Annotated in this window: 23 protein-coding genes; 11 read left to right on the forward strand and 12 right to left on the reverse strand. The window is 65.0% G+C overall.

Going from position 1 to position 23,623, the window contains the following annotated elements; translation table 11 throughout:
- The first annotated feature begins 10 nt into the window (after positions 1 to 10).
- The 4 genes from thrC (at position 11) to J2X67_RS12310 (ending at position 3,593) form a co-directional block, all read left to right on the forward strand.
- A complete protein-coding gene (thrC, locus tag J2X67_RS12295) occupies positions 11 to 1,426 on the forward strand; it encodes a threonine synthase (RefSeq protein ID WP_309953347.1) in 1,416 nt (471 codons plus the stop codon).
- Positions 1,427 to 1,511: 85 nt separating this feature from the next.
- On the forward strand, positions 1,512 to 2,057 hold the full coding sequence (gene mobB / locus J2X67_RS12300; RefSeq protein WP_309953348.1) for a molybdopterin-guanine dinucleotide biosynthesis protein B: 546 nt from the start codon (positions 1,512 to 1,514) through the stop codon (positions 2,055 to 2,057).
- The gene (gene glp / locus J2X67_RS12305; RefSeq protein ID WP_309953349.1) at positions 2,050 to 3,327 is read left to right on the forward strand and encodes a gephyrin-like molybdotransferase Glp; all 1,278 of its coding nucleotides are present in this window, start codon (positions 2,050 to 2,052) and stop codon (positions 3,325 to 3,327) included. The genes mobB and glp overlap by 8 nt, the downstream gene beginning before the upstream one ends.
- A 14-nt stretch (positions 3,328 to 3,341) precedes the next feature.
- Complete coding sequence (locus J2X67_RS12310) at positions 3,342 to 3,593, forward strand: MoaD/ThiS family protein (RefSeq protein ID WP_309953350.1); 252 nt, start codon at positions 3,342 to 3,344, stop codon at positions 3,591 to 3,593.
- Here the strand turns inward: J2X67_RS12310 and J2X67_RS12315 are convergent.
- Positions 3,580 to 4,575 (reverse strand): 4-hydroxy-tetrahydrodipicolinate synthase, encoded by a 996-nt coding sequence (locus tag J2X67_RS12315; protein ID WP_309953352.1) that lies wholly within the window; start codon positions 4,573 to 4,575, stop codon positions 3,580 to 3,582. The genes J2X67_RS12310 and J2X67_RS12315 overlap by 14 nt on opposite strands.
- Positions 4,576 to 4,728: 153 nt before the next feature.
- On the opposite strand from J2X67_RS12315, the gene J2X67_RS12320 reads away from it, so the two are divergent.
- Positions 4,729 to 5,205 (forward strand): molybdenum cofactor biosynthesis protein MoaE, encoded by a 477-nt coding sequence (locus tag J2X67_RS12320; protein WP_309953354.1) that lies wholly within the window; start codon positions 4,729 to 4,731, stop codon positions 5,203 to 5,205.
- Between the two features lie 13 nt (positions 5,206 to 5,218).
- On the opposite strand, the gene J2X67_RS12325 is transcribed toward J2X67_RS12320, so the two are convergent.
- The 4 genes from J2X67_RS12325 to J2X67_RS12340 form a co-directional block, all read right to left on the reverse strand.
- Positions 5,219 to 5,761 (reverse strand): hypothetical protein, encoded by a 543-nt coding sequence (locus J2X67_RS12325; RefSeq protein WP_309953355.1) that lies wholly within the window; start codon positions 5,759 to 5,761, stop codon positions 5,219 to 5,221.
- A 55-nt stretch (positions 5,762 to 5,816) separates the two neighbouring features.
- The gene (locus tag J2X67_RS12330) at positions 5,817 to 7,496 is read right to left on the reverse strand and encodes a hypothetical protein (protein ID WP_309953357.1); all 1,680 of its coding nucleotides are present in this window, start codon (positions 7,494 to 7,496) and stop codon (positions 5,817 to 5,819) included.
- 3 nt (positions 7,497 to 7,499) lie between these two features.
- Positions 7,500 to 8,195 (reverse strand): hypothetical protein, encoded by a 696-nt coding sequence (locus tag J2X67_RS12335; protein ID WP_309953359.1) that lies wholly within the window; start codon positions 8,193 to 8,195, stop codon positions 7,500 to 7,502.
- 490 nt (positions 8,196 to 8,685) lie between these two features.
- A complete protein-coding gene (locus tag J2X67_RS12340; RefSeq protein ID WP_309953361.1) occupies positions 8,686 to 9,678 on the reverse strand; it encodes a Bug family tripartite tricarboxylate transporter substrate binding protein in 993 nt (330 codons plus the stop codon).
- 110 nt (positions 9,679 to 9,788) lie between these two features.
- Here J2X67_RS12340 and clpB point away from each other — a divergent pair, with 110 nt between their 5' ends.
- From clpB to J2X67_RS12365, 5 genes are all read left to right on the forward strand, one after another.
- Positions 9,789 to 12,410, forward strand: coding sequence for an ATP-dependent chaperone ClpB (gene clpB / locus J2X67_RS12345; protein ID WP_309953363.1), 2,622 nt, complete (start codon positions 9,789 to 9,791; stop codon positions 12,408 to 12,410).
- A 9-nt stretch (positions 12,411 to 12,419) separates the two neighbouring features.
- Complete coding sequence (locus J2X67_RS12350) at positions 12,420 to 12,761, forward strand: hypothetical protein (RefSeq protein WP_309953365.1); 342 nt, start codon at positions 12,420 to 12,422, stop codon at positions 12,759 to 12,761.
- A 128-nt stretch (positions 12,762 to 12,889) separates the two neighbouring features.
- Positions 12,890 to 14,074, forward strand: a complete 1,185-nt coding sequence (locus J2X67_RS12355; RefSeq protein WP_309953366.1) for an acetyl-CoA C-acyltransferase family protein — start codon at positions 12,890 to 12,892, stop codon at positions 14,072 to 14,074.
- A 16-nt stretch (positions 14,075 to 14,090) separates the two neighbouring features.
- Positions 14,091 to 14,498, forward strand: a complete 408-nt coding sequence (gene arfB / locus J2X67_RS12360) for an alternative ribosome rescue aminoacyl-tRNA hydrolase ArfB (protein ID WP_157613180.1) — start codon at positions 14,091 to 14,093, stop codon at positions 14,496 to 14,498.
- Positions 14,499 to 14,637: 139 nt separating this feature from the next.
- Positions 14,638 to 15,207 carry a DUF3299 domain-containing protein gene (locus J2X67_RS12365; RefSeq protein WP_309953368.1) on the forward strand — a complete coding sequence of 190 codons (570 nt, stop codon included), beginning with the start codon at positions 14,638 to 14,640 and terminating at the stop codon, positions 15,205 to 15,207.
- A gap of 6 nt (positions 15,208 to 15,213) precedes the next feature.
- On the opposite strand, the gene J2X67_RS12370 is transcribed toward J2X67_RS12365, so the two are convergent.
- From J2X67_RS12370 to J2X67_RS12380, 3 genes are all read right to left on the reverse strand, one after another.
- The gene (locus J2X67_RS12370) at positions 15,214 to 16,098 is read right to left on the reverse strand and encodes a LysR substrate-binding domain-containing protein (RefSeq protein WP_309953369.1); all 885 of its coding nucleotides are present in this window, start codon (positions 16,096 to 16,098) and stop codon (positions 15,214 to 15,216) included.
- Between the two features lie 19 nt (positions 16,099 to 16,117).
- A complete protein-coding gene (locus tag J2X67_RS12375) occupies positions 16,118 to 17,860 on the reverse strand; it encodes a SulP family inorganic anion transporter (protein ID WP_309953370.1) in 1,743 nt (580 codons plus the stop codon).
- 110 nt (positions 17,861 to 17,970) lie between these two features.
- Positions 17,971 to 19,323, reverse strand: coding sequence for a M20/M25/M40 family metallo-hydrolase (locus tag J2X67_RS12380; RefSeq protein ID WP_309953371.1), 1,353 nt, complete (start codon positions 19,321 to 19,323; stop codon positions 17,971 to 17,973).
- Between the two features lie 151 nt (positions 19,324 to 19,474).
- Between J2X67_RS12380 and J2X67_RS12385 the strand changes: the two genes are divergently transcribed.
- Positions 19,475 to 20,383, forward strand: coding sequence for a LysR substrate-binding domain-containing protein (locus J2X67_RS12385; protein WP_309953373.1), 909 nt, complete (start codon positions 19,475 to 19,477; stop codon positions 20,381 to 20,383).
- Here J2X67_RS12385 and J2X67_RS12390 read toward each other — a convergent pair.
- From J2X67_RS12390 to J2X67_RS12405, 4 genes are all read right to left on the reverse strand, one after another.
- On the reverse strand, positions 20,380 to 21,588 hold the full coding sequence (locus J2X67_RS12390; protein WP_309953374.1) for a beta-ketoacyl-[acyl-carrier-protein] synthase family protein: 1,209 nt from the start codon (positions 21,586 to 21,588) through the stop codon (positions 20,380 to 20,382). The genes J2X67_RS12385 and J2X67_RS12390 overlap by 4 nt on opposite strands.
- The gene (locus tag J2X67_RS12395) at positions 21,585 to 21,872 is read right to left on the reverse strand and encodes an acyl carrier protein (RefSeq protein ID WP_309953376.1); all 288 of its coding nucleotides are present in this window, start codon (positions 21,870 to 21,872) and stop codon (positions 21,585 to 21,587) included. Before J2X67_RS12395 ends, J2X67_RS12390 begins: the two co-directional genes overlap by 4 nt.
- Before the next feature lie 49 nt (positions 21,873 to 21,921).
- The gene (locus J2X67_RS12400) at positions 21,922 to 22,608 is read right to left on the reverse strand and encodes a phosphatase PAP2 family protein (RefSeq protein WP_309953378.1); all 687 of its coding nucleotides are present in this window, start codon (positions 22,606 to 22,608) and stop codon (positions 21,922 to 21,924) included.
- A gap of 117 nt (positions 22,609 to 22,725) precedes the next feature.
- Complete coding sequence (locus tag J2X67_RS12405; RefSeq protein ID WP_309953379.1) at positions 22,726 to 23,622, reverse strand: helix-turn-helix transcriptional regulator; 897 nt, start codon at positions 23,620 to 23,622, stop codon at positions 22,726 to 22,728.
- Position 23,623: the final 1 nt, after the last annotated feature.

Raw genomic sequence — 23,623 nt, forward strand, 5'->3', positions numbered from 1 at the left:
GAGAACCATCGTGAACTACCTGAGCACCCGCGGGCACCCGGACCGTAAGCGTTTCTGCGAAATCCTGCTTGAGGGCCTCGCGCCGGACGGCGGGCTTTACCTGCCCGAGCACTATCCGCAAGTCGACACCGCCACGCTCGCCAAATGGCGCGAGCTGCCCTACGCAGAACTCGCGTTCGAAATTCTTTCGCTCTACATCGACGACATTCCGCCGGCCGACCTGAAAGCGATCTGCGCGAAGACCTACACGCCCGAAGTGTTCGGCAGCGAAGAAATCGTGCCGCTGCGCGAGTTGGAAGACGGCGTGTATCTCGAGGCCCTGTCCAACGGCCCCACGCTCGCCTTCAAGGACATGGCGATGCAGCTCCTGGGCAACCTGTTCGAGTACGAACTGGCCCGCCGTGGCTCCGAGCTCAACATTCTTGGCGCCACCAGCGGCGACACCGGCAGCGCGGCCGAATACGCCATGCGCGGCAAGAAGGGCGTACGCGTGTTCATGACCTCGCCGGACGGCCGCATGAGCCCGTTCCAGCAGGCGCAAATGTTCAGCCTGCAGGATGAGAACATCCACAACATCGCCATTGCAGGCGTGTTCGACGACTGCCAGGACATCGTCAAGGCGGTGTCGAACGACCTGGGCTTCAAGCGCAAGTACCGCATCGGCACGGTCAACTCGATCAATTGGGCGCGCCTGCTCGCGCAGGTCGTCTACTACTTTGCCGGCTATTTCCAGGCAACCGCAAGCAACGACAAGCCGGTGAGCTTCACCGTGCCGTCGGGCAACTTCGGCAATGTGTGCGCCGGCCACGTGGCGCGCATGATGGGCCTGCCGATCCACACGCTGGTGGTTGCAACCAACGAGAACGATGTGCTCGACGAGTTCTTCCGCACCGGCATCTACCGCGTGCGCGCGGCCGCCGACACGCACGAAACCTCGAGCCCTTCGATGGACATCAGCAAGGCCAGCAACTTCGAGCGCTTTGTGTTCGACCTTGTAGGCCGCGATGCCGCCAAGCTGCGCTCCCTCTTCGTCGACGATCTGGGTGGCAAGGCCCGCTTCGACCTGAGCGGCGAACCTGCATTCAAGCAGGCGGCAGAACGCTTCGGCTTCAAGAGCAGCCGCAGCACGCACGCCGATCGCCTTGCGACCATTCGCGACACCGAAAAGCGTTTTGCCACGCTGGTCGATCCGCACACGGCCGATGGCCTCAAGGCTGCGCGCGAACACCTCACGGCCGGTGTGCCGATGGTGGTGCTGGAGACGGCGTTGCCGATCAAGTTTGCCGCCACCCTCGTGGAAGCGCTCGGGCATGAGCCGGCGCGCCCGGCCAGATTCGAAGGAATCGAAGCGCTGCCCAAGCGCGTGGTCAAGCTTCCGGCCGATGTGGAGGCCGTGAAGGCCTACATCGCCCAGAACTGCGATTGACCCAGCGCCATGCGATGCAATGGCTGTCCCGTATCTGCGCATTTGCATTCGGCTGTTGCATAGCTAACAGCCACAGGAACTCGTCATGAAGGTGATCGGCTTTTCCGGGTATTCGGGTTCGGGCAAGACCACGCTGGTGGAGCGCCTCATTCCGGTACTCAAGCTCCATGGGCAGCGCGTGTCGGTGGTCAAGCATGCACACCACAAGTTCGACATCGACCATCCCGGCAAAGACACCTACCGCCATCGCGAGGCGGGGGCTTTCGAAGTAGTCGTGGCGTCGGACAAGCGGCTCGCGCTGATACGCGAGTTCGAGCAGCCCGCGCAGCTTACGGTGCACAACCTCATCGCCGAGCTTCACGACGGCGTCGACTGGGTGCTGGTCGAGGGCTTCAAGCACAGCGACCTGCTCAAGATCGAAGTCTGGCGCGCACCCGAGGCCGGCAAGCTGCCGCGGCCTTCGCAGTACATCGAAGACGCTTTCGTGACGGCCATTGCCACCGATGCTCCGGCGAGCCTGCCCGCGCCCACGAGCCTGCCCATGTTCGACCTCGACGACATCGAGGGCATCGCGCAGTGGCTGATCGACAACGCCAGCCGCTTCGAATACAACCCCGAACATCATGGTTGACACCACTCCTTCTTCGCGCCCGCCGCTGATGGCGCTCGACGAAGCGCTGGCAAGCCTGCTCGAAAAAGCGCAACCGAAGCTGCCTGCCGAAAGCGTTGCCACCTTCGACGCGGACGGCCGAGTTCTCGCGCAAGACCTTATATCCGCGCTCACGGTGCCGCCGCGCGACAACAGTTCGATGGACGGCTATGCGGTGCGCACGTCCGACTGCGTTGCGCCTGGCGCTTTGCTGCAGGTTGCGCAGCGCATACCCGCCGGAACTGTGGGCACGCGGCTGGCGGCAGGCACGGCGGCGCGCATCTTCACCGGTGCGCAGATTCCCGAGGGCGCAGATGCCGTCGTCATGCAGGAAGACACACAGGCCGTGCCGCAGGAGGGTAGCCTTGGTGCGGTGCGCATTCAAGTCGCTCCTGCGGCCGGCCAATGGATTCGCAGGGCTGGAGAAGACGTGGCCGCTGGCGATGTGGTGCTGCGCAAGGGCGAGCGCCTCACGCCCGCCGCGCTCGGCCTTGCCGCTAGCGTCGGCTTCGACCGGCTCCAGGTGGCGCGGCGCCCGCGGGTGGCGCTGCTGTCCACCGGCGACGAACTGGTGATGCCCGGCGAGGTCGCCCCCGAGGCCATGAAGCCAGGCGCAATCTACAACTCCAACCGCTTCTTCATGCGCGCCTTGCTGCATCGGCTGGGCTGCGACGTGAACGACCTGGGCATCGTGCCCGACAAACGCGAGGCCACCATCGAGGCACTGCGCCTTGCGGCCGAAACCAGCGACCTCATCATCACCACCGGCGGCGTTTCCGTTGGAGAAGAAGACCACATCAAGGCCGCGGTGCAAACGCTTGGCGAGCTCCAGTTGTGGTCGCTCTCGATGAAGCCCGGCAAGCCTTTCGCCTACGGATCGATTCCCAGGGCCGGAGGCGACGCGAAAGGGCGCTGCCACGTTACCGGGTTGCCCGGCAATCCCGTGTCCAGCTTCCTGACATTTCTGCTGCTCGTTCGCCCCTTTCTGCTGACGCTGCAGGGGGGCGCACGTGTGGCGCCCGAACCCGTGCAGATGCGCGCCGACTTCGATTGGCCGCGCGCCGACAAGCGCCGCGAGTTCCTGCGCGCCCGGCGCAACGCAGGCGGAGGGCTCGATCTGTTTGGCAACCAGAGCTCGGGCGTGCTCACGTCGATGGTGTGGGGCGACGGCGTCATCGACAACCCGCCCGGCCAGACCATCAAGGCCGGCGACACGGTCAAGTTCATTCCCTTGGCCTCGCTGCTCGCCTGAGGCGCAATTCCTACATGAAGGTACAGATCCGCTATTTCGCCTCGGTGCGCGAGGCACTCGCCTCCAGTGGCGAAACCGTCGAAACCGGCGCGAGCACGCTGGCCGCACTGCGCGACGAACTCATTGCGCGCGGCGGGGCATACGCCACGGTCCTTGCACGCGGCAAGGCCGTTCGCATGGCGCTCGACCAGGCCATGAGCGACGAGGCGGCCGCGCTGCGCGACGGCGCCGAAGTCGCCTTCTTTCCGCCCGTTACGGGCGGCTGAGCCGGGCGTTCAGTTCTACCAGCCGGTCGCGCAACGCATCGGACGCGCGCGTCATCGGCGAACGCAACTCGTCGCTCATCGATCCGTCATGCGCCAGCAGCGCCTTCAGCGGCGCCGGGTTCGGTTCGGCAAACAGCATCTCTATCAACGGCTGCAGCGGCAGCCACTCGGCGCGCGCTTCCGCAAGCCGGTTGTCGGCTAGCAGGCGCAGCACTTGCACAAAGCGCCGCGTCTGCACATGGCCGCTCGCTGCAATGGCGCCCACACCGCCTTCGGCCACCGTGCTGAAGATCTGGTGGTCTTCACCGGACAGCACCTGGAGCCTGCCATCTGCAATTACGGCGCGTGTCTTGGCCATGTCGCCGCCGCAGTCCTTGATCCCTCGAATGCGCGGGTGCTCGGCGAGTGTCAGCAGTGTTTCGCGCGCAATGGTCGCACCGGTGCGATAGGGAATGTCGTAAACCAGCACCGGCGCTGCGCTGGCGTCGGCAATGGCGCGGAACCATTCGAGCAGTCCGGCCTGCGATGGCCGGATGTAGTTGGGTGCCGGTACCTGCAGCCCGGCGAGGGGGCGTTCGGCGAGCCTCCGTACCCAGGCCGTCGTCTTGCCCAGGTGGTATCCCGACAGTCCCATGATGATCGGCAGCCCGTCGGCGGCAGCTTGCACCGTGTCGAGCGCGGCCAGTTGTTCCGCTTCATCGAGCGCGGCGGCTTCACCCGTCGAGGCGCAGACTACGAAGCCGGCCACGCCGTCATCGGCAAGCCGGCGCGTCAGTGCCGACAGCGCGGCATGGTCGACGGCGCCGCCGCGAAACGGCGTGACAAGAGGAATCCAGAGACCCGAGAAATCAGGATTGGCGGAGGGGTTTGATGATTGCGGCACGCGAGCTTCCTTTGAGGAATCGACCGATGGAAAAGAACCGTCGTTCGATGCGCGCGCAACCCAATGGGGGCCAAGGCCTTTGCAGGTTCCGTCGCTCATCCGACGACGGAACCGCGGCTCCGGTCAGACGAGCTTTGGTTTTTTGGCTTTGCTGCCTTGGCGCGCGCGGCTGCTTTCGAAGGGCGAAAGCACTGTGAAGAACATGGCGTGGCAAGGCATTGCCGAAGTCTAGCGCGGTGCCACAATCCCCGCATGAGCGATGCACGCGTTTCGATCCAGACAGCCGATTTCGACCTGGGGCAGGAGGTTGCCGCGTTGCGTGCCGGCGACAAACGCGTGGGCGCGGTGTGCAGTTTTGTCGGTACGGTGAGAGACCGCAACGACGGCAGCAACATCGCTTCGATGGAGCTGGAACACTACCCCGGCATGACCGAGAAGGCCATCGAGGCCATGATCGACGAGGCGCACAAGCGTTTCGACATTCTGGGCGCCCGCGTGATCCACCGCGTTGGGCTGCTGCAGCCGCTTGACCAGATCATGATGGTGGCGGTGGTCTCGGCCCACCGCGGCCAGAGCTTCGAGGCCTGCGAGTTCCTGATGGACTACCTGAAGACCCAGGCGCCGTTCTGGAAAAAAGAACAGACGCCCGAAGGCGCGCGATGGGTGGATGCGCGTGTCAGCGACGATGCGGCGCTGGCGCGCTGGGGCATTGATGTCGGCAATGCGTGAATCGCGGCGGGTTTCATCGGGGCTCGACTAGAACATAGTCTCCAAAGCGCTGCCGGTCCTTCTTGCCCACTTTGGCGCACAGGCGACCATCGCACAGCGTGACATCTGCCTGGTTGTAAGCCTTAAGCAGGTCGGCGGACACTTGGTTTGTACGAATCTCCTCGTAGTAGTGCCAGGAAAGCCAGCCTCCGCCAGCCAGAAGAAGCGCGAGACTGCCCAGTGTGATGCCGGCAACTTTCCAGATCAATTGCCTGTGCAGCATTTCAGCGCGCTGCAGTTGGGAGGTGAGTGCGTTCGACCCTTGCTGCAATCTTTCGCCCGCCTCGCGCAAGCGCTGTTCATAGGCGGCTACCGGCCGCTCGATTCCTGATCGGACGCCGCCCATCACCTCGTCGGGAATGCGGCGAAAGTGCTCGTCGGCCGACTGCCGCACCACACCCGGCATCTGTTGCGCGAGGTGGCGCAACTGTCCGCTGACGTGCTCGCAACGGCGATCAAATTGCTCGACAAGTGCGGCAATCTTGCTGACCAAAACCATGCTTTTTTCTTCGTTCATTTTTTCCCCTTTTTTCGCTCCCGGCCTGATCCGTTCGATGGCGATCTACCGGGTGCTACATGCGCATGACCGGGCCACTGACCTGCGCGGCCTGCTGCAGTTGGGCTTGGTGCTGTGCGGCCATTTGCTCCTGGTGGTCTACGGTGGCAACGGCTTCGGCGCGCACCTCGCGTCCGGGTGGTAGATCGGCCAAGGTCTGAGTCATCTTGCGGAAGGAAGCGTCGTCGCCCGACTGCGCGGCGGCAAGCATGCGGTCGAGATAGGCAGAAAAGTCTGCTGTGGGCGAGAGTTCCTGCTGCGCCTGGGGTGTGCCGGAAGGCTGAACGGCCTCCGGATCGCGCGGATCGCCGGCTTTTGCCCCAGGCGATCCCGCCGCGTCGGGAACTACCGGCACATGCTGATGGCTATTGGGCATGCCAACCGGCGTGTTGGTGTGATCGAAATGATGCGGTGCCGGCGGCAACTGGCTGGTGTCGTTGTAAGGCTGCGGGGTGCCGGGGTTTTTTCCGATGGTGATCCCGTTGCGCTCCATCAAGTCTTCGCGCAGCCCCAGGCGAGACATGTCGACCTGCATGTTCGGCGCATGGCCGTTGATGGGCTGGGCGTGGGAGCGCTCCATATCGATAGCGCGCCCAACCGCATGGGCACCGTAGTAGTTGCGGTAGTCGGAATCTCCGTGAAAGCCAATGCCGGTGGTTTGGTTCTCCGGTACGCCGGGCGTCCCCTTGGGCGGCTTGTCGAAGTAGTACTGCCCCGCTGCGGCAATGTTGGCGGGGGTTTGAGACAGGGTGGCGTCGGGGTTGAAAGTCAGACCGGGGCGGGCTTGAGCGGAGTTGGGTGTCAATCCGAGTTCGACGAAATCTTTGACCCTGAAATTCCCAGTCCCCAGCATCTCACTGAGCCCTGCCATTGGATTGATTTGCTGACGTTGACTCAGCAATGCATTCCATCCCGCGATTTGCGCGCTGGCCTCATCCTCGCGCGAAGCCTGAGTCAGCTTGCCGATGGGACGCGTGTAGTCGTGCGCAAGGCTGTTGCTTTGGGCGATCTGCCGGGTCTCGGTGTTGAAAGACTGACTGGCCGCAGCCATGGCGGCGTGATTGAAAGCATGCTGGACTTCGTGGCCCAGCACAAAGGTCATGTCCGCCGAATTGAACTTGCCTGAAAGACTGGACGGCGGCAAGCTCATGGTCTTGGTGTCACCGCTGTAGGTGCCGCCGGCCACCGTCCCGCTGAGCGGCGCAAAGTGCTGCAAGGGCGCTTCCTGCCCCGGGCCCGGCGGCATGACCGCCTTCTTCATCTCCTGCGCCAGCACCGGCGAGCCGTTGATGGTCGATTGCAGGTTGTTCACCATCTCCTGCGTGACCGGACGGCAGAGCTTACCGGCGGGGTCGTCGTAGTCGCCGTGGGCAAAGCGCAGCGACATGTCCTGCAGACGCAGCGTCGCGCTCAAGTCTGCACTGGCGGTTGTGCCGGTGGGCGCAAAACTGCTGAACGGCAAGGTCACGACGCCGGAAGCCTTGTCGTACGTGCCGGTCAGATTCGGTTGGGCACAAGCTTGCGACAGCGCAAAGCCCTTGAGGTCGCCGTCGGTAGCAGCCTGGTTTAAGTGCTCCTGCAATCGGGCATCGCTGGCCATGGCAGCACGCAGCTGCGCTTCGTGCGCGGGTGTGAGGCCAGGTTGGGCGGCGAATTGGGCAAGGGCCGTTTGCAGCTGGGAATTGGGGTTTGCCATGGTCTATCTGACGGCGATGGATTGCACGCAGGCATGGCGCAGCTTTTCGTCTGGGGCATCCGCTTCGCGCCAACGGGTGATCTGCACCACGACGCTTTTGCGCGTAAAAAAATAAACTGGCAGGCGCCGGAACTTGGGTGGAGGCGTTTCGAGGAGCCCTGTCCGTTCATTGAGACGGGGCGGCAACGTCGGATACGTTTCGTACTGGGCCATGTCCTCCCGTTCTTGAAATCCCACGCCCTTTAGCGCAGTCACGTAAGCGTCGTAGTCCATCGTACAGACTGGTGCCATATCGGCGGCTTCATTCTTATTGATGAAGTTGTAGCTGATGTTTTTCAAATCTGGGGATTTGGGGTTGTTGTAATAAGCAAAGACATAGCGCCAACCCGACGTTGGTAAGTGCATCCCAAAACCGTGTGAAGTCGTCTCAGGAATGTCGTACAGAGGCAGCCGCGTCACCTCCCGCACCCGCTCCAACGACAACTCGTCGAAGGATGTGAGGCTGTCGATCAGCTTGAGCATTCGCCGGCCCATTTCTTCCGGCGTGAGGTCGGGGTGCTCGTCCAGCGTGTGGGGACGGTAGGCTTTCGCAGATGCATTCATCGGCATGGTCTTTTTGGAGTCAGGCGCGGGGGCATGAGCACAGGCGCTCAGGGCCAGCGTTGCAAGCACTGGCAATATGAGCTTGCGGGCGATCATCGGGATGCACCTTGGTTCAGTTGCTCCAGCATTTGGGCATTGCTGGCGACGACGGCGCGCAGTTGCGCCTTCTGCGAGGGAGTTACGCGGAGCTGGGCTGCGAGCTGAGCCGGCGCCATTTGCTGTTGGGAGCTGAGGTTGGCCATGACCCATTGTGGTTGGCCGGATTGGTCAAAGCCGTAGTGCTGCCCCGACTGCGGCAAATGAACCGTGAAAGAATGCAGCTCTCCGGGGCGCGCGTGAGCCGTCCGAAGCGCGTGCTATCTCCGGTACTTGCTCCAACTACAACTCCCATGGCGTGCCGCTGTCGCGGCGCTAGCAGCGAGACTGGCGCGTTGGGGCATCACCACCAGCAACGCTTGATTGTCTTTCCCTCTCCCTTTGGGAGAGGGCAGGGTGAGGGCAAGCGGCCGTTGTTGAGCACAGCGCCTCATCCGCGGCACATGCCCTCACCCCGACCCTCTCCCAGAGGGAGAGGGGACAAGAGCGATCAGAGGGGCTTGAACCCGCTCGACTGAATGATCCGTTCCCACGTCTGCGTATAGCTGCGCACGCGGCCCGCAAACTGGCCTTGCGGCTCATACGCCACAGTAAGCCCCATGGTGGTCAGCTTCTGTTTTACGTCGGGCATGGCAAGCACCTTTTGCAGCGCATCGCCATATTTGTCGATGATCGGCTGCGGCGTGCCCACGGGCGCGAAGATGCCGTAGTAGGGCAGGTCTTCGAGGTTCGAGAAGCCCAGTTCGGTGAAGGTCGGCACGTTCGGAAGCACGGCTTGGCGCTTGGCGCCGATTGCGGCCACGATGCGCACCTTGCCCGCCTTGTGGTTCTCGATGAAGTCGGGCACCGAGGCAATGCCCGCGGTGATCTGGTTGCCCAGCATGTCCGCGGTCATCGGCGCGCTGCCGCGGTAGGGCGCGGGCTGCACGTCGATCTTGTATTTTTCCGAGATCATCTTCACCAGGAACTCGGGAATGGAGGCCGGCGCCGGGATGCCGATGGTCTCCTTGCCGCCGCGCTGGGTGCGAACCCACTTCACGTACTCATCAATGCTTTTGGCCGGCGTGCCGCCCGACACTGCGAGCACGTTGGCGAAAGTGGCGAAGCCGGCCACGGGCACGAAGTCGGTCGCGGGGTTGAAGCCGGGGTTCTTCACCACCTGCGGCAGGATGGAAATCGAGTGGTCGTGAGAGATGAAGAGCGTATGGCCGTCGGGCGGCGCCGCCTTGAGCGCCTGGGCTGCGATCTGCCCACCGGCGCCGGCGCGGTTTTCAACCACGACCGGTACACCCAACACGTCCTTGAGTTTTTCGCCCAACGTGCGTGCAATGGCATCGGTGCCTGCCCCGGCCGGAAACCCGACCAGCAGGCGAACAGGCGTACCTTGCGCCTGCGCAAGACCGGCAAGGCCCATGGCCGCTACAAAGAGGCCGACACCAAGCGCCCGGCGAACCGGAAAAGGGCGCTGCATTGAAAAAACCATGATCGACTCCATTCGAAAGATGAGCAGGCATAGTGCAATAGCCGTGCCCGAAGCGCCGGACACCTTGAATCGCGTCCGAACGGTCCTATTTTGAGTGCAGGAATACCACCATGCGACAAGACAAACTCACTACCAAGTTCCAGGAAGCGCTGAGCGACGCCCAATCGCTGGCTCTCGGCAACGACAACGCCTATATCGAACCGGCCCATCTGCTGGTCGCCATGCTGCGCCAGGAAGACGGCCCGCGCGCCTTGCTGGAACGCGCCGGCGTCAACGTGCAGGGCCTTGCAAACGCGGCCGAGGCGGCCATCAAGAAGCTGCCCCAGGTTCAGGGCCACGACATCGTGCAGGTCGGCCCCGAACTCGGCAAGCTGCTGCAGGCGACCGAAAAAGAAGCCATCAAGCGCAACGACCAGTTCATTGCGGGCGAACTCTTCTTGCTGGCCGTGGCCGACAGCAAATCGGACATCGGCCGGATCGCCAAGGAAAACGGCCTGAGCCGCAAGTCGCTCGAATCGGCCATTGACGCGGTGCGCGGCGGGCAGGGCGTGAACAGCGCCGATGCCGAAGGCCAGCGCGAAGCCCTCAAGAAATACTGCCTCGACCTGACCGAGCGTGCCCGGCTGGGCAAGCTCGACCCGGTGATCGGGCGCGACGAGGAAATCCGCCGTGCCATTCAAGTGCTGCAGCGCCGCACCAAGAACAACCCCGTGCTCATCGGTGAACCTGGCGTGGGCAAGACCGCCATCGTCGAAGGCCTCGCGCAGCGCATCGTTGCGGGCGAGGTGCCGGATTCGCTCAAGGGCAAGCGCGTGCTGTCGCTCGACATGGCGGCGCTCCTGGCCGGTGCCAAGTTCCGCGGCGAGTTCGAAGAGCGCCTGAAGACGGTGCTGAACGAGCTTGCCAAGGACGAAGGCCAGACCATCGTCTTCATCGACGAGCTGCACACCATGGTGGGCGCAGGCAAGGCCGAAGGCGCCATGGATGCCGGCAACATGCTAAAGCCTGCGCTTGCGCGCGGCGAGCTGCACTGCGTGGGCGCCACCACCCTCGACGAATACCGCAAGTACATCGAGAAAGACGCCGCGCTGGAGCGCCGCTTCCAGAAGATCATCGTGGGCGAGCCGAGCGTTGAGGCCACCATTGCCATCTTGCGCGGCCTGCAGGAAAAATACGAAGTGCACCATGGCGTGCAGATCACCGACCCGGCCATCGTGGCCGCGGCCGAACTGTCCGACCGCTACATCACCGACCGCTTCCTGCCCGACAAGGCCATCGACCTGATCGACGAGGCCGCGGCCAAGATCAAGATCGAGATGGACTCCAAGCCCGAGGTCATGGACCGGCTCGACCGCCGGCTGATCCAGCTGCAGATCGAGCGCGAAGCCGTGCGCCGTGAAAAAGACGAGGCCTCGCAGAAGCGCTTCGGCCTGATCGAGGACGAGATTGCGCGCCTGCAAAAAGAGATCGCCGACTACGACGAGATCTGGCAGGCCGAGAAGGCGCAGGCGCAAGGCAGCGCAAAGATCCGCGAAGACATCGACAAGATCAAGTTCGAGATCGAAGAGTGGAAGCGCAAGGGCGATTTCAACAAGCTCGCCGAGCTGCAATACGGCCAGTTGCCTGCGCTCGAAAAGCGCCTGCGCGAAGCGGAGGAAAGCGAAGCGAACAAGGGCAAGTCGAGCGCGCCCACGCTGCTGCGCACGCAAGTAGGGTCGGAAGAAATTGCCGAGGTCGTGGCGCGCGCCACCGGCATTCCAGTTGCCAAGCTGATGCAGGGCGAGCGCGACAAGCTGCTCGTCATGGAAGACAAGCTGCACGAACGCGTGGTGGGGCAGGACGAAGCCATTGGTGCGGTGGCCAACGCCATCCGCCGTTCGCGCTCCGGCCTTTCCGATCCGAACCGCCCGACCGGCTCGTTCCTGTTCCTTGGCCCCACGGGCGTGGGCAAGACCGAGTTGTGCAAGGCGCTCGCGGGTTTCCTGTTCGACAGCGAAGACCACCTGATCCGCATCGACATGAGCGAGTTCATGGAGAAGCATTCGGTCGCCCGCCTCATCGGCGCGCCGCCGGGCTACGTGGGCTATGAAGAGGGCGGCTATCTCACCGAGGCGGTGCGCCGCAAGCCCTACAGCGTGGTGCTGCTCGACGAGGTCGAGAAGGCACACCCCGATGTGTTCAACGTGCTGCTGCAGGTGCTCGACGACGGCCGCCTGACCGATGGCCAGGGCCGCACCGTGGACTTCAAGAACACCGTGATCGTGATGACGAGCAACATCGGCTCGCCCATCATCCAGTCGATGGTGGGCCAGCCGGCCGAAGACATCAAGGAAGCGGTGTGGGACGAGCTGCGGAACCACTTCCGCCCCGAGTTCCTGAACCGCATCGACGAGACAGTCGTGTTCCATGCGCTGGATGCGAAGAACATCGAATCGATTGCTGCGATCCAGCTCAAGGTGCTTCAGGCGCGGCTCGCCAAGATGGACCTGGCGCTCGAGGTTTCGCCGGCGGCGTTGGCCGAAATTGCCAAGGTCGGTTTCGACCCGGTGTTCGGCGCCCGCCCGCTCAAGCGAGCCATACAGCAACGCATCGAGAACCCGCTCTCTAAGCTGCTGCTCGACGGCAGCTTCGGGCCGAAGGACACGATTGAAGTCAATACCGACCCGATCCGGAACCCTGGCCATTTTTCGTTTACCAAGGCCGGGGAACCATCGGAGGCCGTTGCGGCCTAAAGTCGGATGATGAACTTCATTTTTCGCGTCATTCTTCTGCTCCTGGGGCTGGTTTTTGCGGCCAGCCTTGCCGTCGCCGTCACGCTGCTGGCGGCCGTGTGGGGCGTTCGCTACGCCTGGGGCCGCATCACGGGCAAGCCCGTGACGCCCTGGATGGCCTCGCTGGGCGGGCGCTTCAACCCGCGCTCGGGCTTCGAGCGTTTTCGCAATGCGGCACAACCGGCTGAACCCAGCGCGGCCGACACGGCCAATGCACGCGCACGCGGCGAATCGGTCGCGCGTCCTGAACGCATCCGCGGCAGCGTCCGCGATGTGACCGACGTTTCTCCAAAATCGGTTTCAGGCGGCTGACCTGCCGTGGCCGTGGCCGGGGGCGTATGCCGCCGGCGACAGCGGCGCTGCGCCATTCGCCTGAAAATCGTCCTCCTGCGACCGTCGCGCCAGACGGCTCCCGCTTTTTATCCAGGAGAGACATTCCCATGACCCAACGCGACATCTTCGTGGTCGGCACCGCCCGCACCGCCATCGGCACCTTCGGCGGTTCGCTCAAAGACGTGCCCAACACCCAGCTGGCCACCACCGCCGTCAAGGCGGCCATCGCGCGCAGCGGCGTGGCGGCCGATGCCATCGGCCACGTGGTGATGGGCAACGTGATTCCCACCGACGTAAAAGACGCCTACCTGAGCCGCGTGGCCGCCATCGATGCGGGTTGCCCCATCGAGACGCCGGCCTTCAACGTCAACCGCCTTTGCGGCTCGGGCTTGCAAGCCATCGTGTCGGCGGCGCAGGCCATTGCGCTGGGCGACTGCGACATTGCCATCGGCGGCGGCTCGGAGTCGATGAGCCGCGGCCCGTACTTCGACACCTCGGCCCGCTACGGCGCGCGCATGGGCGATGCGGTGCTGGTCGACTACATGCTCGGCATCCTGCACGACCCGTGGGAGAAGATCCACATGGGCATCACCGCCGAGAACGTGGCAGCGCGCTATGGCATCACGCGCGAGCAGATGGACGAGCTGGCCGTTGCCAGCCAGCAGCGTGCAGCCGCCGCCATTGCCGCAGGCCGCTTCAAGGAGCAGATCGTGCCGGTCGAGGTGAAGACGCGCAAGGGTGTCGTGCTGTTCGACACCGACGAGCATGTGCGAGCCGACACCAGCGTCGACGCGCTCTCGAAGATGAAGCCCGCCTTCAAGAAGGACGGCCTCGTGACCGCCGGCAATGCATCGGGCATCAACGACGGCGCCGCCGCCGTGGTGCTGGCCGAAGGCGGCCGTGTGAAGGCGCTGGGCCTGAAGCCGCTGGCGCGCCTGGTCGGCTATGCGCACGCAGGTGTGGAGCCCGCGTACATGGGCATTGGCCCGGTGCCGGCCACGCGCAAGGTGCTTGAGCGCACCGGGCTGAAGGTGAGCGATTTCGACGTGATCGAATCGAACGAAGCCTTTGCGGCGCAGGCGTGTGCGGTCATCAAGGAACTGGGCTTCGACCCTGCCAAGGTCAATCCCAACGGCTCGGGCATTTCGCTCGGGCACCCGGTGGGTGCGACCGGCGCAATCATCACCACCAAGGCTATTGCCGAACTGCATCGCACGGGTGGACGCTACGCGCTGGTCACGATGTGCATCGGCGGCGGCCAAGGCATCGCGGCCGTATTCGAGCGGGTTTGAAGGCACACTTGCGGGCATGCTCCGCCCACCCATCCTGATCGACCCCGACGAGGTCGAGATCAGCGCCATCCGGGCGCAGGGCGCGGGCGGGCAGAACGTCAACAAGGTATCGAGCGCGGTCCACCTGCGCTACGACATCCACGCGAGTTCGCTGCCCGCGGACGTGAAAGAGCGGCTGCTTGCGCTACGCGACAGCCGCATCACGCAAGAGGGCGTTTTTGTACTGAAGGCGCAGCAGCACCGCACGCAGGAGATGAACCGCGCCGACGCACTGGCGCGCCTGCAGGCCGTGGTCGACAGCGTGGCCACGCCGCCGCGCGTCCGTCGCCCGACCAAGCCCACCTATGGCTCGAAGCAGCGCAGGCTCGAAGGCAAGAGCCAGCGCTCGCAGATCAAGAACTTGCGCGGACCTGTGCGGGACTGATCAGGTACGGTAGGGCACGCCGAGCACTGCGGTAGTCGCCTTCAGTGCCCTGCGGCACGCGGATCAGGCTAGTGGTCCATGCGAAGACTTTAAGGCCCCGCTAAGCTGGTGGACACGAGCCGCAAGCACAATAGAGACCATGAGAGCCCTCGTTCGCCGCGCCTTGCGGACTTTTCTGCTAGCCCTGGGCGCACTGGCTCTGGCGGGCTGCGGACCGGCCTCAGACAGCACTCCGGCTGCGATCGGCGCAGTGCAGGAACTCAAGTGGGAAGAGCTCGTTCCCAAGAACTGGGACCCTACCAGGCGCTACCGCGACATCAGCCTGGAGTCGCTGCGCGACAACGATCCGCGCGCGGTGCAGATGCTGGAAGAGATGCGTGCCGTCTGGGACAACGCTCCGGTCAATGTGGCGCTCGACGGCACTGCCGCGCGGCTCTCGGGCTTCGTGGTTCCGCTGGACAACACGCAGGGCGGCATTCGCGAATTTCTGCTGGTGCCTTACTTCGGCGCCTGCATACACACGCCGCCGCCGCCCGCCAACCAGATCGTGCACGTCATCGCAGCCGACACCGTGAAGGGCCTGCATGCGATGGACACGGTGCGTGTCAGCGGGCTGTTGAAGGCGGCGCGCTACTCGTCGGCGGACATGGGCGTGAGCGGCTACGAAATCAAGTCGGCCTCGGTGGAGGCCTTTGTAGCGGCGCGCTGATTCTCTTCAGGCCATGCGTTGCGAGAGAAAGTCCAGGAATGAAGTGATCCGCGCCGACAGCTGCGTGTTGCGGTAGTACACGGCGTTGACCGGCTGGCGCACGTCGACCGTTTCCTTCGACAGGACCTGCACCAGTGCACCGCTAGCGCGGTCGGCGCTGGTCATGAAATCGGACAGGCAAACGATGCCCACGCCTGCGAGTGCAAGCTGGCGCAGCGTTTCGCCGCTCGACGCGGCGAGCGTGGGCGTGATGGTCCACTCGTCGCCATGCGCGCCGCGCAGCGGCCAGCGGTTGAGCGATTCGGGCTGCGTAAAGCCCAGCAATGCATGGTCGCCAAGGTCTGCCACCTTGCGCGGCTTGCCGTGTGCTTCCAGGTAGGCCGGGCTTGCGAGCACGCGCAGCCTGTGCGTGCCGAGCGGACGCGCGTGCAGCGTGGAGTCGCGCAGCGGCCCTATGCGAATCGCAATATCGGTGCGGCGCTCCAGCAGGTCGATGGGCAGGTCGTCGGTATCCAGCTCCAGGCTGATCTGCGGAAACAGCCGCCGGAACTCGGGCACCAGCGGCACGATGGCGTGCAGCATGAAGGGCGAGGCCGCGTTCACTCGCAGGCGCCCGGCGGGCTGCTGCCGGCGCGCGGCAAGCTGTTCTTCCGCCTCGTCGATGGCGGCGAGGATGGCGCGCGTGCGCAGCAGAAAAGCCGCGCCTTCTTCGGTGAGTTCAAGCCGCCGCGTGGTTCGCCGCAGCAGCGTGGTTTCGAGCTTCTGCTCGAGCCTGCTGAGTGCGCGGCTGATGCCGGAGACCGTTTGCGAGAGCTGCTCCGATGCTGCGGTGATGGAGCCGGTGTCCACCACGGCGCGGAATGCGACCAGTTCTTCGATGGTGGTCTTCATGGCAAGAAGTGCTGCGTGTTCAGGCGGCGGCTTCGCTCTGCAACGGGGCGGCGGGTGCAGCTTGGGCGGGTTGGGCCAGCGCCGCCAGTGCCTCGGCATCTGTGCGGTAGCTGAAGAGCATCGGCCCGGGTGCGAGCAGGCCGGCGCGCTCCAGCACCTGCATTGCCGGCAGCTTCAGGCCGCTCAGGTGCAGGCGCACGCCCTTGGTTTCCATCAATCGGCGGATGGAGCCGAACACTTCGGCGCCCGTAATGTCGATGCGGTTGATCGGCTGCGCAAAGAGGCACACGTCGGTGAGGTCGGGGCGCTCGGCCAGGGCAACGGTGAGCGCGCGCTCGAGCGTGGAGGCCGATGCAAAGTCGAGCTCGGCATCCATGCGCAGCGCGTACAGATGCGGCGCCAGCGGCGGCAGCTTCCAGAGGTGGCGGTCGCGCAGGCTGCCGTCGGGGTGCAGGCCCACTTCGATGATGCGTGGATGCAGGTGGCGGTACATGTAGTGGGCCATGCTTGCGAGCAGCCCCCCCAGCACACCCCAGTAGATGCTTGGTGCGGTAGCAATGGTGAGCACGAAGGTGCCGAACGCGATGCCCGCCTCGATGCGCGACACGCGCCACAGCGCAACGAAGCTCGCCGGCTTGACCAGCCCCAGAATGGCCGTGACCACCACCGCCGCCAGCACCGCCTGCGGCACGTGGTAGAGCAGCGGCATCAGCCACAGCAATGCGCCGGCCACCACGATCACGCTGAAGAGCGTGGCCCAGCCGGTCTGCGCGCCTGCATAGAGCGTGATGGCCGAGCGCGAGAACGACGAGCTGGTGGGAAAGGAGCCCGAGAAACCCGAAGCCAGCTTGGCCAGGCCCTGGCCGATCAGGTCCTGGTTTTCGTTCCAGAGCGTGCCGGCGCGCGCGTTGTCGACCTTGGCGCTCGATGCGGTTTCCAAAAAGCTCACCAGCGTGATCATCAGTGCGGGCAAGACCAGCGCGCTGAACGTGTTCAAGGGCAGCAGCCCTGGCCAGTAGAAAGAGGGTAGGCCCGAGGGGAGGCTCCCCACCACTGCGCCGCCGCGCAGCGCGTAGTTGATGGTCCAGCTGATGGCCGCGGCGCCCGCCACCAGCGCCATGGTGGTCGGAAAGCGCGGCGCCAGGCGCTTGCCGAGCCACAGCACGGCAATGCTGCCGAGTCCGAAGGCAATCGCCACCATGTCGGGCAGCGGTCCGCCCCGCAGCACCTGCGCAATGGTGCGGCCGGTGAATCCGAGCAACGCCGGCAACTGCGAGATGGCAATCAGCACCGCCGCGCCCTGCGTAAAGCCGATCAGCACCGGCGAATTCACCAGCCGCAGCAGCCAGCCGAAACGGCCCGCGCCCAGCACCATCTGGATGGCCCCCGACATCAGCGTGAGCCACACCGCCATGGCAACCCAATCGGTGCTGCCGGGCACCGCCAGCGGCGCGAGCGAGGCGCCCACCAGCAGGCTTGTAAGCGCGGTGGGCCCTACCGACAGCCGCTGCGACGAACTGAAGATCACCGCGACGAGCGCCGGAAACAGCGCCGCGTAAACACCGGTGACCAGCGGCATGCCTGCCAGCGCCGCGTAGGCCACGCCCTGGGGAATGACCATCAACGCCACCGTGATACCCGCCATTGCCTCGTTGCGCAAAAGCGCGGCCGAGGGGCGTGGCCACGCGAGGCACGGAATCCAGCGGGAAAGTCGCTGGCGCAAGGAAGACGATGAAGAAGAGGAGCGGGCGGCCGGATTCATGAAGCGTTACGAGCGCACGGCAGAAGCGGACGGCACGTGCGCGGCGGGCGAGGGTGGAGAGGCGCCCGCCAGCATACCGGAGAGTCCGGGCCGGTCGCCTTTGCCCGCGCCTACTTGGTGCGAGGGGCTCGCTTTTCGAGCAATGGCGCCGTCGTGCCTTGCACCCCGACGAGACCCAGCACGGTGACGAGCGAGTTCTGTGCGCCCTTCCAGCCGTCCGTCACGTCGATCCACTCGGACAGCGCATGGAAGCCGCCCGTCTTGCCGCCCGCACCGATGATGATTGCCGGGATGCCGAGAGACATCGGTACGTTGGCATCTGTGCTCGCGCCCGACAGCAGGGTTTTTTGGCCGAAGGCGGTATTCGAGCGCGTGGCTGCCTCCACCATCACCGAATCCGATGGGGTGCGGCCGCCGGGACGATCGCCGATCAGCTTGTTGCTGGCGCTCAGCGTGGTCACGTTCCAGCGCTTGTTCTCCTCGGCCACGGCTTCGTCGATGGCGGCGAGGATTTTCTTTTCGGTTTCGAGCAGCGGCGCCATCTCGTCCGAGCGAATGTCGATCGCCATGCGGGCATCCGGCGCAATGGTGTTCACCGATGTGCCGCCGCCCACGGTGCCGACCGTGAAGGTGGTTTTCGGAAAGCTCGGCGTGCGAACTTCGGCAATCTTGGCAATGGCACGGCCCATGCCGTGGATGGCGCTGGGCACCTGGCCAAAAGCTCCGAAGCTGTGGCCGCCCGGGCCTTTGAAAGTGACTTCATAACGGTGGCTGCCCGTGCCGAGCATCAGCACCGTGCCGTCGGCTGCCGGCTCGAGGCCGACCATGCCGTCGATGTCGAGATGGTCGCGAAAGATCGCCTTCATGCCTCGCAGGTTGCCGAGTTCTTCTTCGCCGACATTGCCGACGAACAGCAGGTCGCCCACGGTTTGTACCTTGTTGTCGTTGAGCACCTTGAGCCACGACAGCAGCACCGAAAGGCCGCGTGTGTCGTCTGAAATGCCGGGTGCATAAAGCTTGCCGTCACGCTCCTTCACCTTCACGTCGGTGCCGGCGGGAAACACGGTGTCGAGGTGCGCCGAAACCAGCAGCTTGGGCCCGTTGCCAGTGCCCTTGCGCAGGCCGACCACGTTGCCTTCGGCATCGATCTTTGCATCGGTGAGGCCAAGTGCCTTCATGCGCGCCAGGAAGGCTTCGGCACGCTTCTGTTCCTTGAAGGGAGGCGCCTCGATCTCGGTCAGCATCTTCAAGTCTTCGACCGAGCGCTCGTGGTCGGCCTTGACCGAATCGAGCAGCTTCTGGATTGCGGGCGAAGCCATGAGCTGTGTGTAGACCTTGTCGACTTCGGGCCGAACCTGTGCAGGCGTGGCCGTGACCGCGCCCGTTTGTGCGTGGACGATTCCGGCAACACAGGCCAGGGCGAGGACAACGGGGGCGAGGCGAAAAGACGCGCGGTGGGACATGGTGACGGAAGGTTCCTGGAAGTGAAGAAGGAGTGGATGAGCAGCGACCAAAGGCTCTGCCGGCGCGGCGCCGTCAGCAATTCTTCCGGACACGGGGCTCGCCTGCTCTGGTTTAATCTTCAGCGATGTCAGTTTTTCTAACGAGCCAGCCATGCGCCGCCACATTCCGAGCACTCGTGCGCTGCTGATCTTCGATGCGGTGGCGCGCCATCACGGCGTCGGCAAGGCGGCAGAGGAACTGTGTCTCACCCACAGCGCGGTGAGCCAGCAATTGCGGCTTCTCGAATCGCAGATTGGCGTGCGGCTGGTGCAGCGCACCGCGAGAGGCACCGAACTCACCGACGCTGGGCGCCGCTATCACGGGCAGATTGCCGGCGATCTGCTTCGGCTGCAGAACCACACGCTCGAAGCCATGGCGCAGCACGCGGACGGGTTGCGGCTGATTGTGGGCGCGGTGCCGGTTCTGGCAGACGGTTGGCTGCTGCCGCGGCTGCCGCAGTTCATTGCACGGCATCCGGGTTGCAGCCTGCACCTGCAGGTCTTTCCGACCGAGCTCTACATGGAGGACATGCCTTTCGACGTTGGCGTGCAATACGACGACGCCGTGTGGCCGGGCGCCAATGCGCGGCCCCTGATGGACGAGTTTTGCGTTGCGGTGTGCTCGCCCCACGCCAAGGGCCGGCCCGCAATGGCGCGCGGGGACTTTCGCGCTGCGCCGCTGCTGCAGTTGCGCACCCGCATGGGTGCGTGGGAAGAATGGTTCGCGCAGACGGCACACGCACGGCCACCCGAAAACCTGGTGGCTGGGCACCGCTTCGATCTTTTCTCGTCACTGGTGGCTGCGGTGCGCGCAGACCTTGGCGTGGGGCTGGTGCCGCACTATTTCGTCGAGCGCGAGCTGCGTTCGCAAGAGTTGGTGCTGGCCTGCCCGCACCGGGCGCCGTCGAGCCGGGGCTACAGCGTTTTCATGGCGCCGAACAGGACAGCCGACCCGCTTGCGGAAGCGTTTGTCGAGTGGCTCAGTGAGGCCGGCGCTTCGCAGAAGTTGCCGCCCGGCTAGGCGCGGCGAAAAAGCAGCACGGAGTTGGTGCCGCCGAAAGCGAAGGAGTTGCTGACGGCCGCTTCGATGGTTGGCGCGCTGGTTTGCTGCGCGGACACGAGGTTCATGCTGCAGGCGGGATCGATCTCGTTGCAGTGGGCGTTGGGCGGCAACTGTTTGCGATGCAGCGCAAGCACGGTGATGAGCGCTTCGATTGCACCCGCCGCACCGAGCATGTGGCCGTGCAGCGCCTTGGTAGAGCTGACACGCAGCCGGTCGAAATCGTCGCCCCACACGTCCGCCAGCGCGTTGCGCTCGACCACGTCGCCGATGCGCGTGGCCGTGCCGTGTGCGTTGCAGTAGCCCACGTCGCGCGGCGCGAGCCCGGCCTGCCGCAACGCCTGGCGCAGCGCGCGCGCCTGGCCCGGCGCGTCGGGTTTGGTGAGGTGGGTGGCATCGCTGCTCAGGCCCCAGCCGGCCAGCGTGGCATAGCTGCGGGCGCCCCGGGCACGGGCGCGTTCGGCGGATTCGAGCACCAGGAAAGCTGCGCCTTCGCCGAGCGCAAAGCCGCTGCGGTCGCTGGCAAAGGGCCGCACCGCGCCGGCCGCTTCGCCGGGCTGGAAGCTGGCCAGCGTCTGCATGGCCTGCCACGCCAGCACCACGCCCGGGACGATGAGCGCCTCGCTGCCGCCGGCAATCGCCAGGTCGACTTCGCCGCGTTGGATGGCCTTTGCAGCTTCGGCAATGGCAACCGACGACGACGCGCAGGCAACCGAATAGGTGAGCACCGGCCCCTGCACGCCATTGCGCATGGCCACGTGCGCCGCGGGCGCGTTGGGCATGAAGGCCGGAATGGTGAGCGGCGGCACGCGCGTGCCGCCGCGGTAGGCGGCCTCGAGTGCCGCGGCGCCGCCCATGCCGCACCCGGCGTAGATGCCGATGCGCTCGGGATCGGCGTTTGCAAGGTCGAAGCCCGCGTCTTGCAGCGCAAGATCGGCGGCTGCCACGGCAAGCTGGCTGACGCGGTCGACGCCGGCGAGCTGCAGCTTGGTAAACCAGCGTGTTTCGTCAAATGCCACCGTGGCTGCGGCAGCTGGCTTGGGTAGCTCGGGAAAGATCGGGCGAATGGCCGACTGGCCATCGAGCAGGGCCTGGAACAGCGCATCGGGCTCGCCGCCGTGCGGCGCCATGACGCCGAGGCCGGTGACGCAGACCTCGTGGTTCACGCTGTTTTCGCGGCCCTGACCTTGTCGACCAGCAACGCCAACTCGCCCAGCGTGTCGATGTTCGCGTCGTCGTCGGGCATGGTGATGCCGAAGTGGTCTTCAATGGCAAACAGGAACTCGGCCAATGCCAGCGAATCGAGTCCGCCGGTTTCGCGCATCGACGCGTTGGGGTCGAGCTTTGACGGCTCGATGCCGTACTTCTCGTGGATCAGGTCCTGCAATTCCTTCAGCGAACTCATCGTGCCATGCCTGTTGTCGTGTGCCAGCCGCTGATCGATCGTCACCCTTCAGGGTGCTCCATGGGATCGACCCCTTCCTCGCTCGGCTTGTGGGTCAGTGATGGCCAATGATATCCGCTCCAACCAAAGTATTGCCCCGGTTTCTGTACACGGGGCGCCACCGGAGCGAGGGGAGCGCGAAGGCCATTCCCAGCAATGCACCGGCCACTGCGTCGAGCACCACGTGCTGCTTGACGGCGAGCGTCGAGTAGGCAATGGCGGCAAACCAGAACCAGTTGGCAAGGCGCAGAAAAACGGGTGTGCGTGCTTCGCGCAAGACGTGGTCCAGGCGTATGGCCGTGAAGATGGCCACGGCCACGTGCATGGAAGGGCAGGCGTTGCCTGCGGCATCCACCCCTTGCAGCATCGCAAAGCCGGGGTAGCCCGACACGTCGATGGCAAGCGGTGGAATTTGCGTCGGCCAGAAGTAGAAGAGGCCCAGGCCCGTAAGGCACAGCGCGCCGATCCACAGGCCGTAGACCACCAGCTCTCGAAAGCCCAACTGCAGTCCGGGCGCAATGCCCACGTAGAACCAGAGCGACAGGTACGCCCCCAGCGTGTAGGGCTGGAACGGAATCAGGTGGTCCAGCGCGGTGAGCGGCATCACCACGACCGGGTACGCAGGGTTGCGGAGCAGATGGAAATAGCCGATGAAAAAAACCCAGGTGAACACCGTGGTGCCGATTGCCTTGAGCCAGAAGAGGGAGCGCATGCGCTCGCCGATGTCTGCGGTCCAGGTCAAGGGGCGATGCGATCGGGAAATGGGCGCCATGGGGCAGGTCGGTCGGAGGGTCCGTGGTTTTTTGGGGCCCGCCGATCTTGCCAGAGCGCCGTGACGGCTTGACCTGATGCCAGGGCATCAGGCGAGCGCGGCCGAGCGCTTGCGGTGCTGGAACGATGTCGGCGAACGGCCGGTGGCCGCCTTGAACATGGCGCAGAACGCGCTGTCGGTGGCATAGCCGCTGGCTGCCGCCACCTGGCTCACCGCCATGCCGCGTGCCAGCAGCGGCAGTGCGTGCGCCATGACGGCCTGCTGGCGCCACTGCTGCCAGCTCATGCCGAGCTGGTCGCGAAAGAGCCGCGCCACGGTCCGCTCGCTCGCGCCGATGGCGGCGGCGCGCTCGGCCAGCGTCGCGCGGTCAGCCGGGTTGCGCAGCAGCGCTTCGCAAAGCTGGCGCAGCCGCTTGTCTGTGGGCAGCGGCACATCGATGCGAATTTGCGTGGCACGCTCCAGCTCGTCGACCAGCAGCGGGGCGATCATGCGTTCGCGCTGGGGTGCATGCGGGTCGCTTGGTGGCAGCCCATCTGGCGTGGTGTCGAGCGCGAGCATCAGCGCACGCAACAGGGGGCTGATTTCGAGCACTTCGCACTTCTCCCACGGCGGTCCGAGCCAGGCATGCAGGTACACGGTGCGCAGCTCGGCATCTTCTATCAGCATGATGCTGTGCGGCATGTTGGCCGGCACCCAGACTGCGCGAGAGGGCGGCACGATGTAGCTGCCGTCCTGCGTGCTGAGCCGGATCACGCCGCGCGTGGAGAAGGTCAGCTGCGGCCACGGGTGCTGGTGCAGCTCGACAAAGGTGTCGGCGCTCAGGAAATGTTCTTTGGCGCGCAACGGCCGCACCGCGTCGGGTGCGTAGAGGTGCGGCGTGAGCGAGGCGACGCTGGTGACCGGTGCCACGTTCGGGCCGCGTGGCTTGGCGGCGCGAGGGCTTCCGGCGTCGGGCGAAAAAGGGGGAGAGACGGCGCTTGGCATG

It is taken from the genome of Variovorax sp. 3319 (genome assembly GCF_031456585.1).
Classification (GTDB): domain Bacteria; phylum Pseudomonadota; class Gammaproteobacteria; order Burkholderiales; family Burkholderiaceae_C; genus Variovorax; species Variovorax paradoxus_P.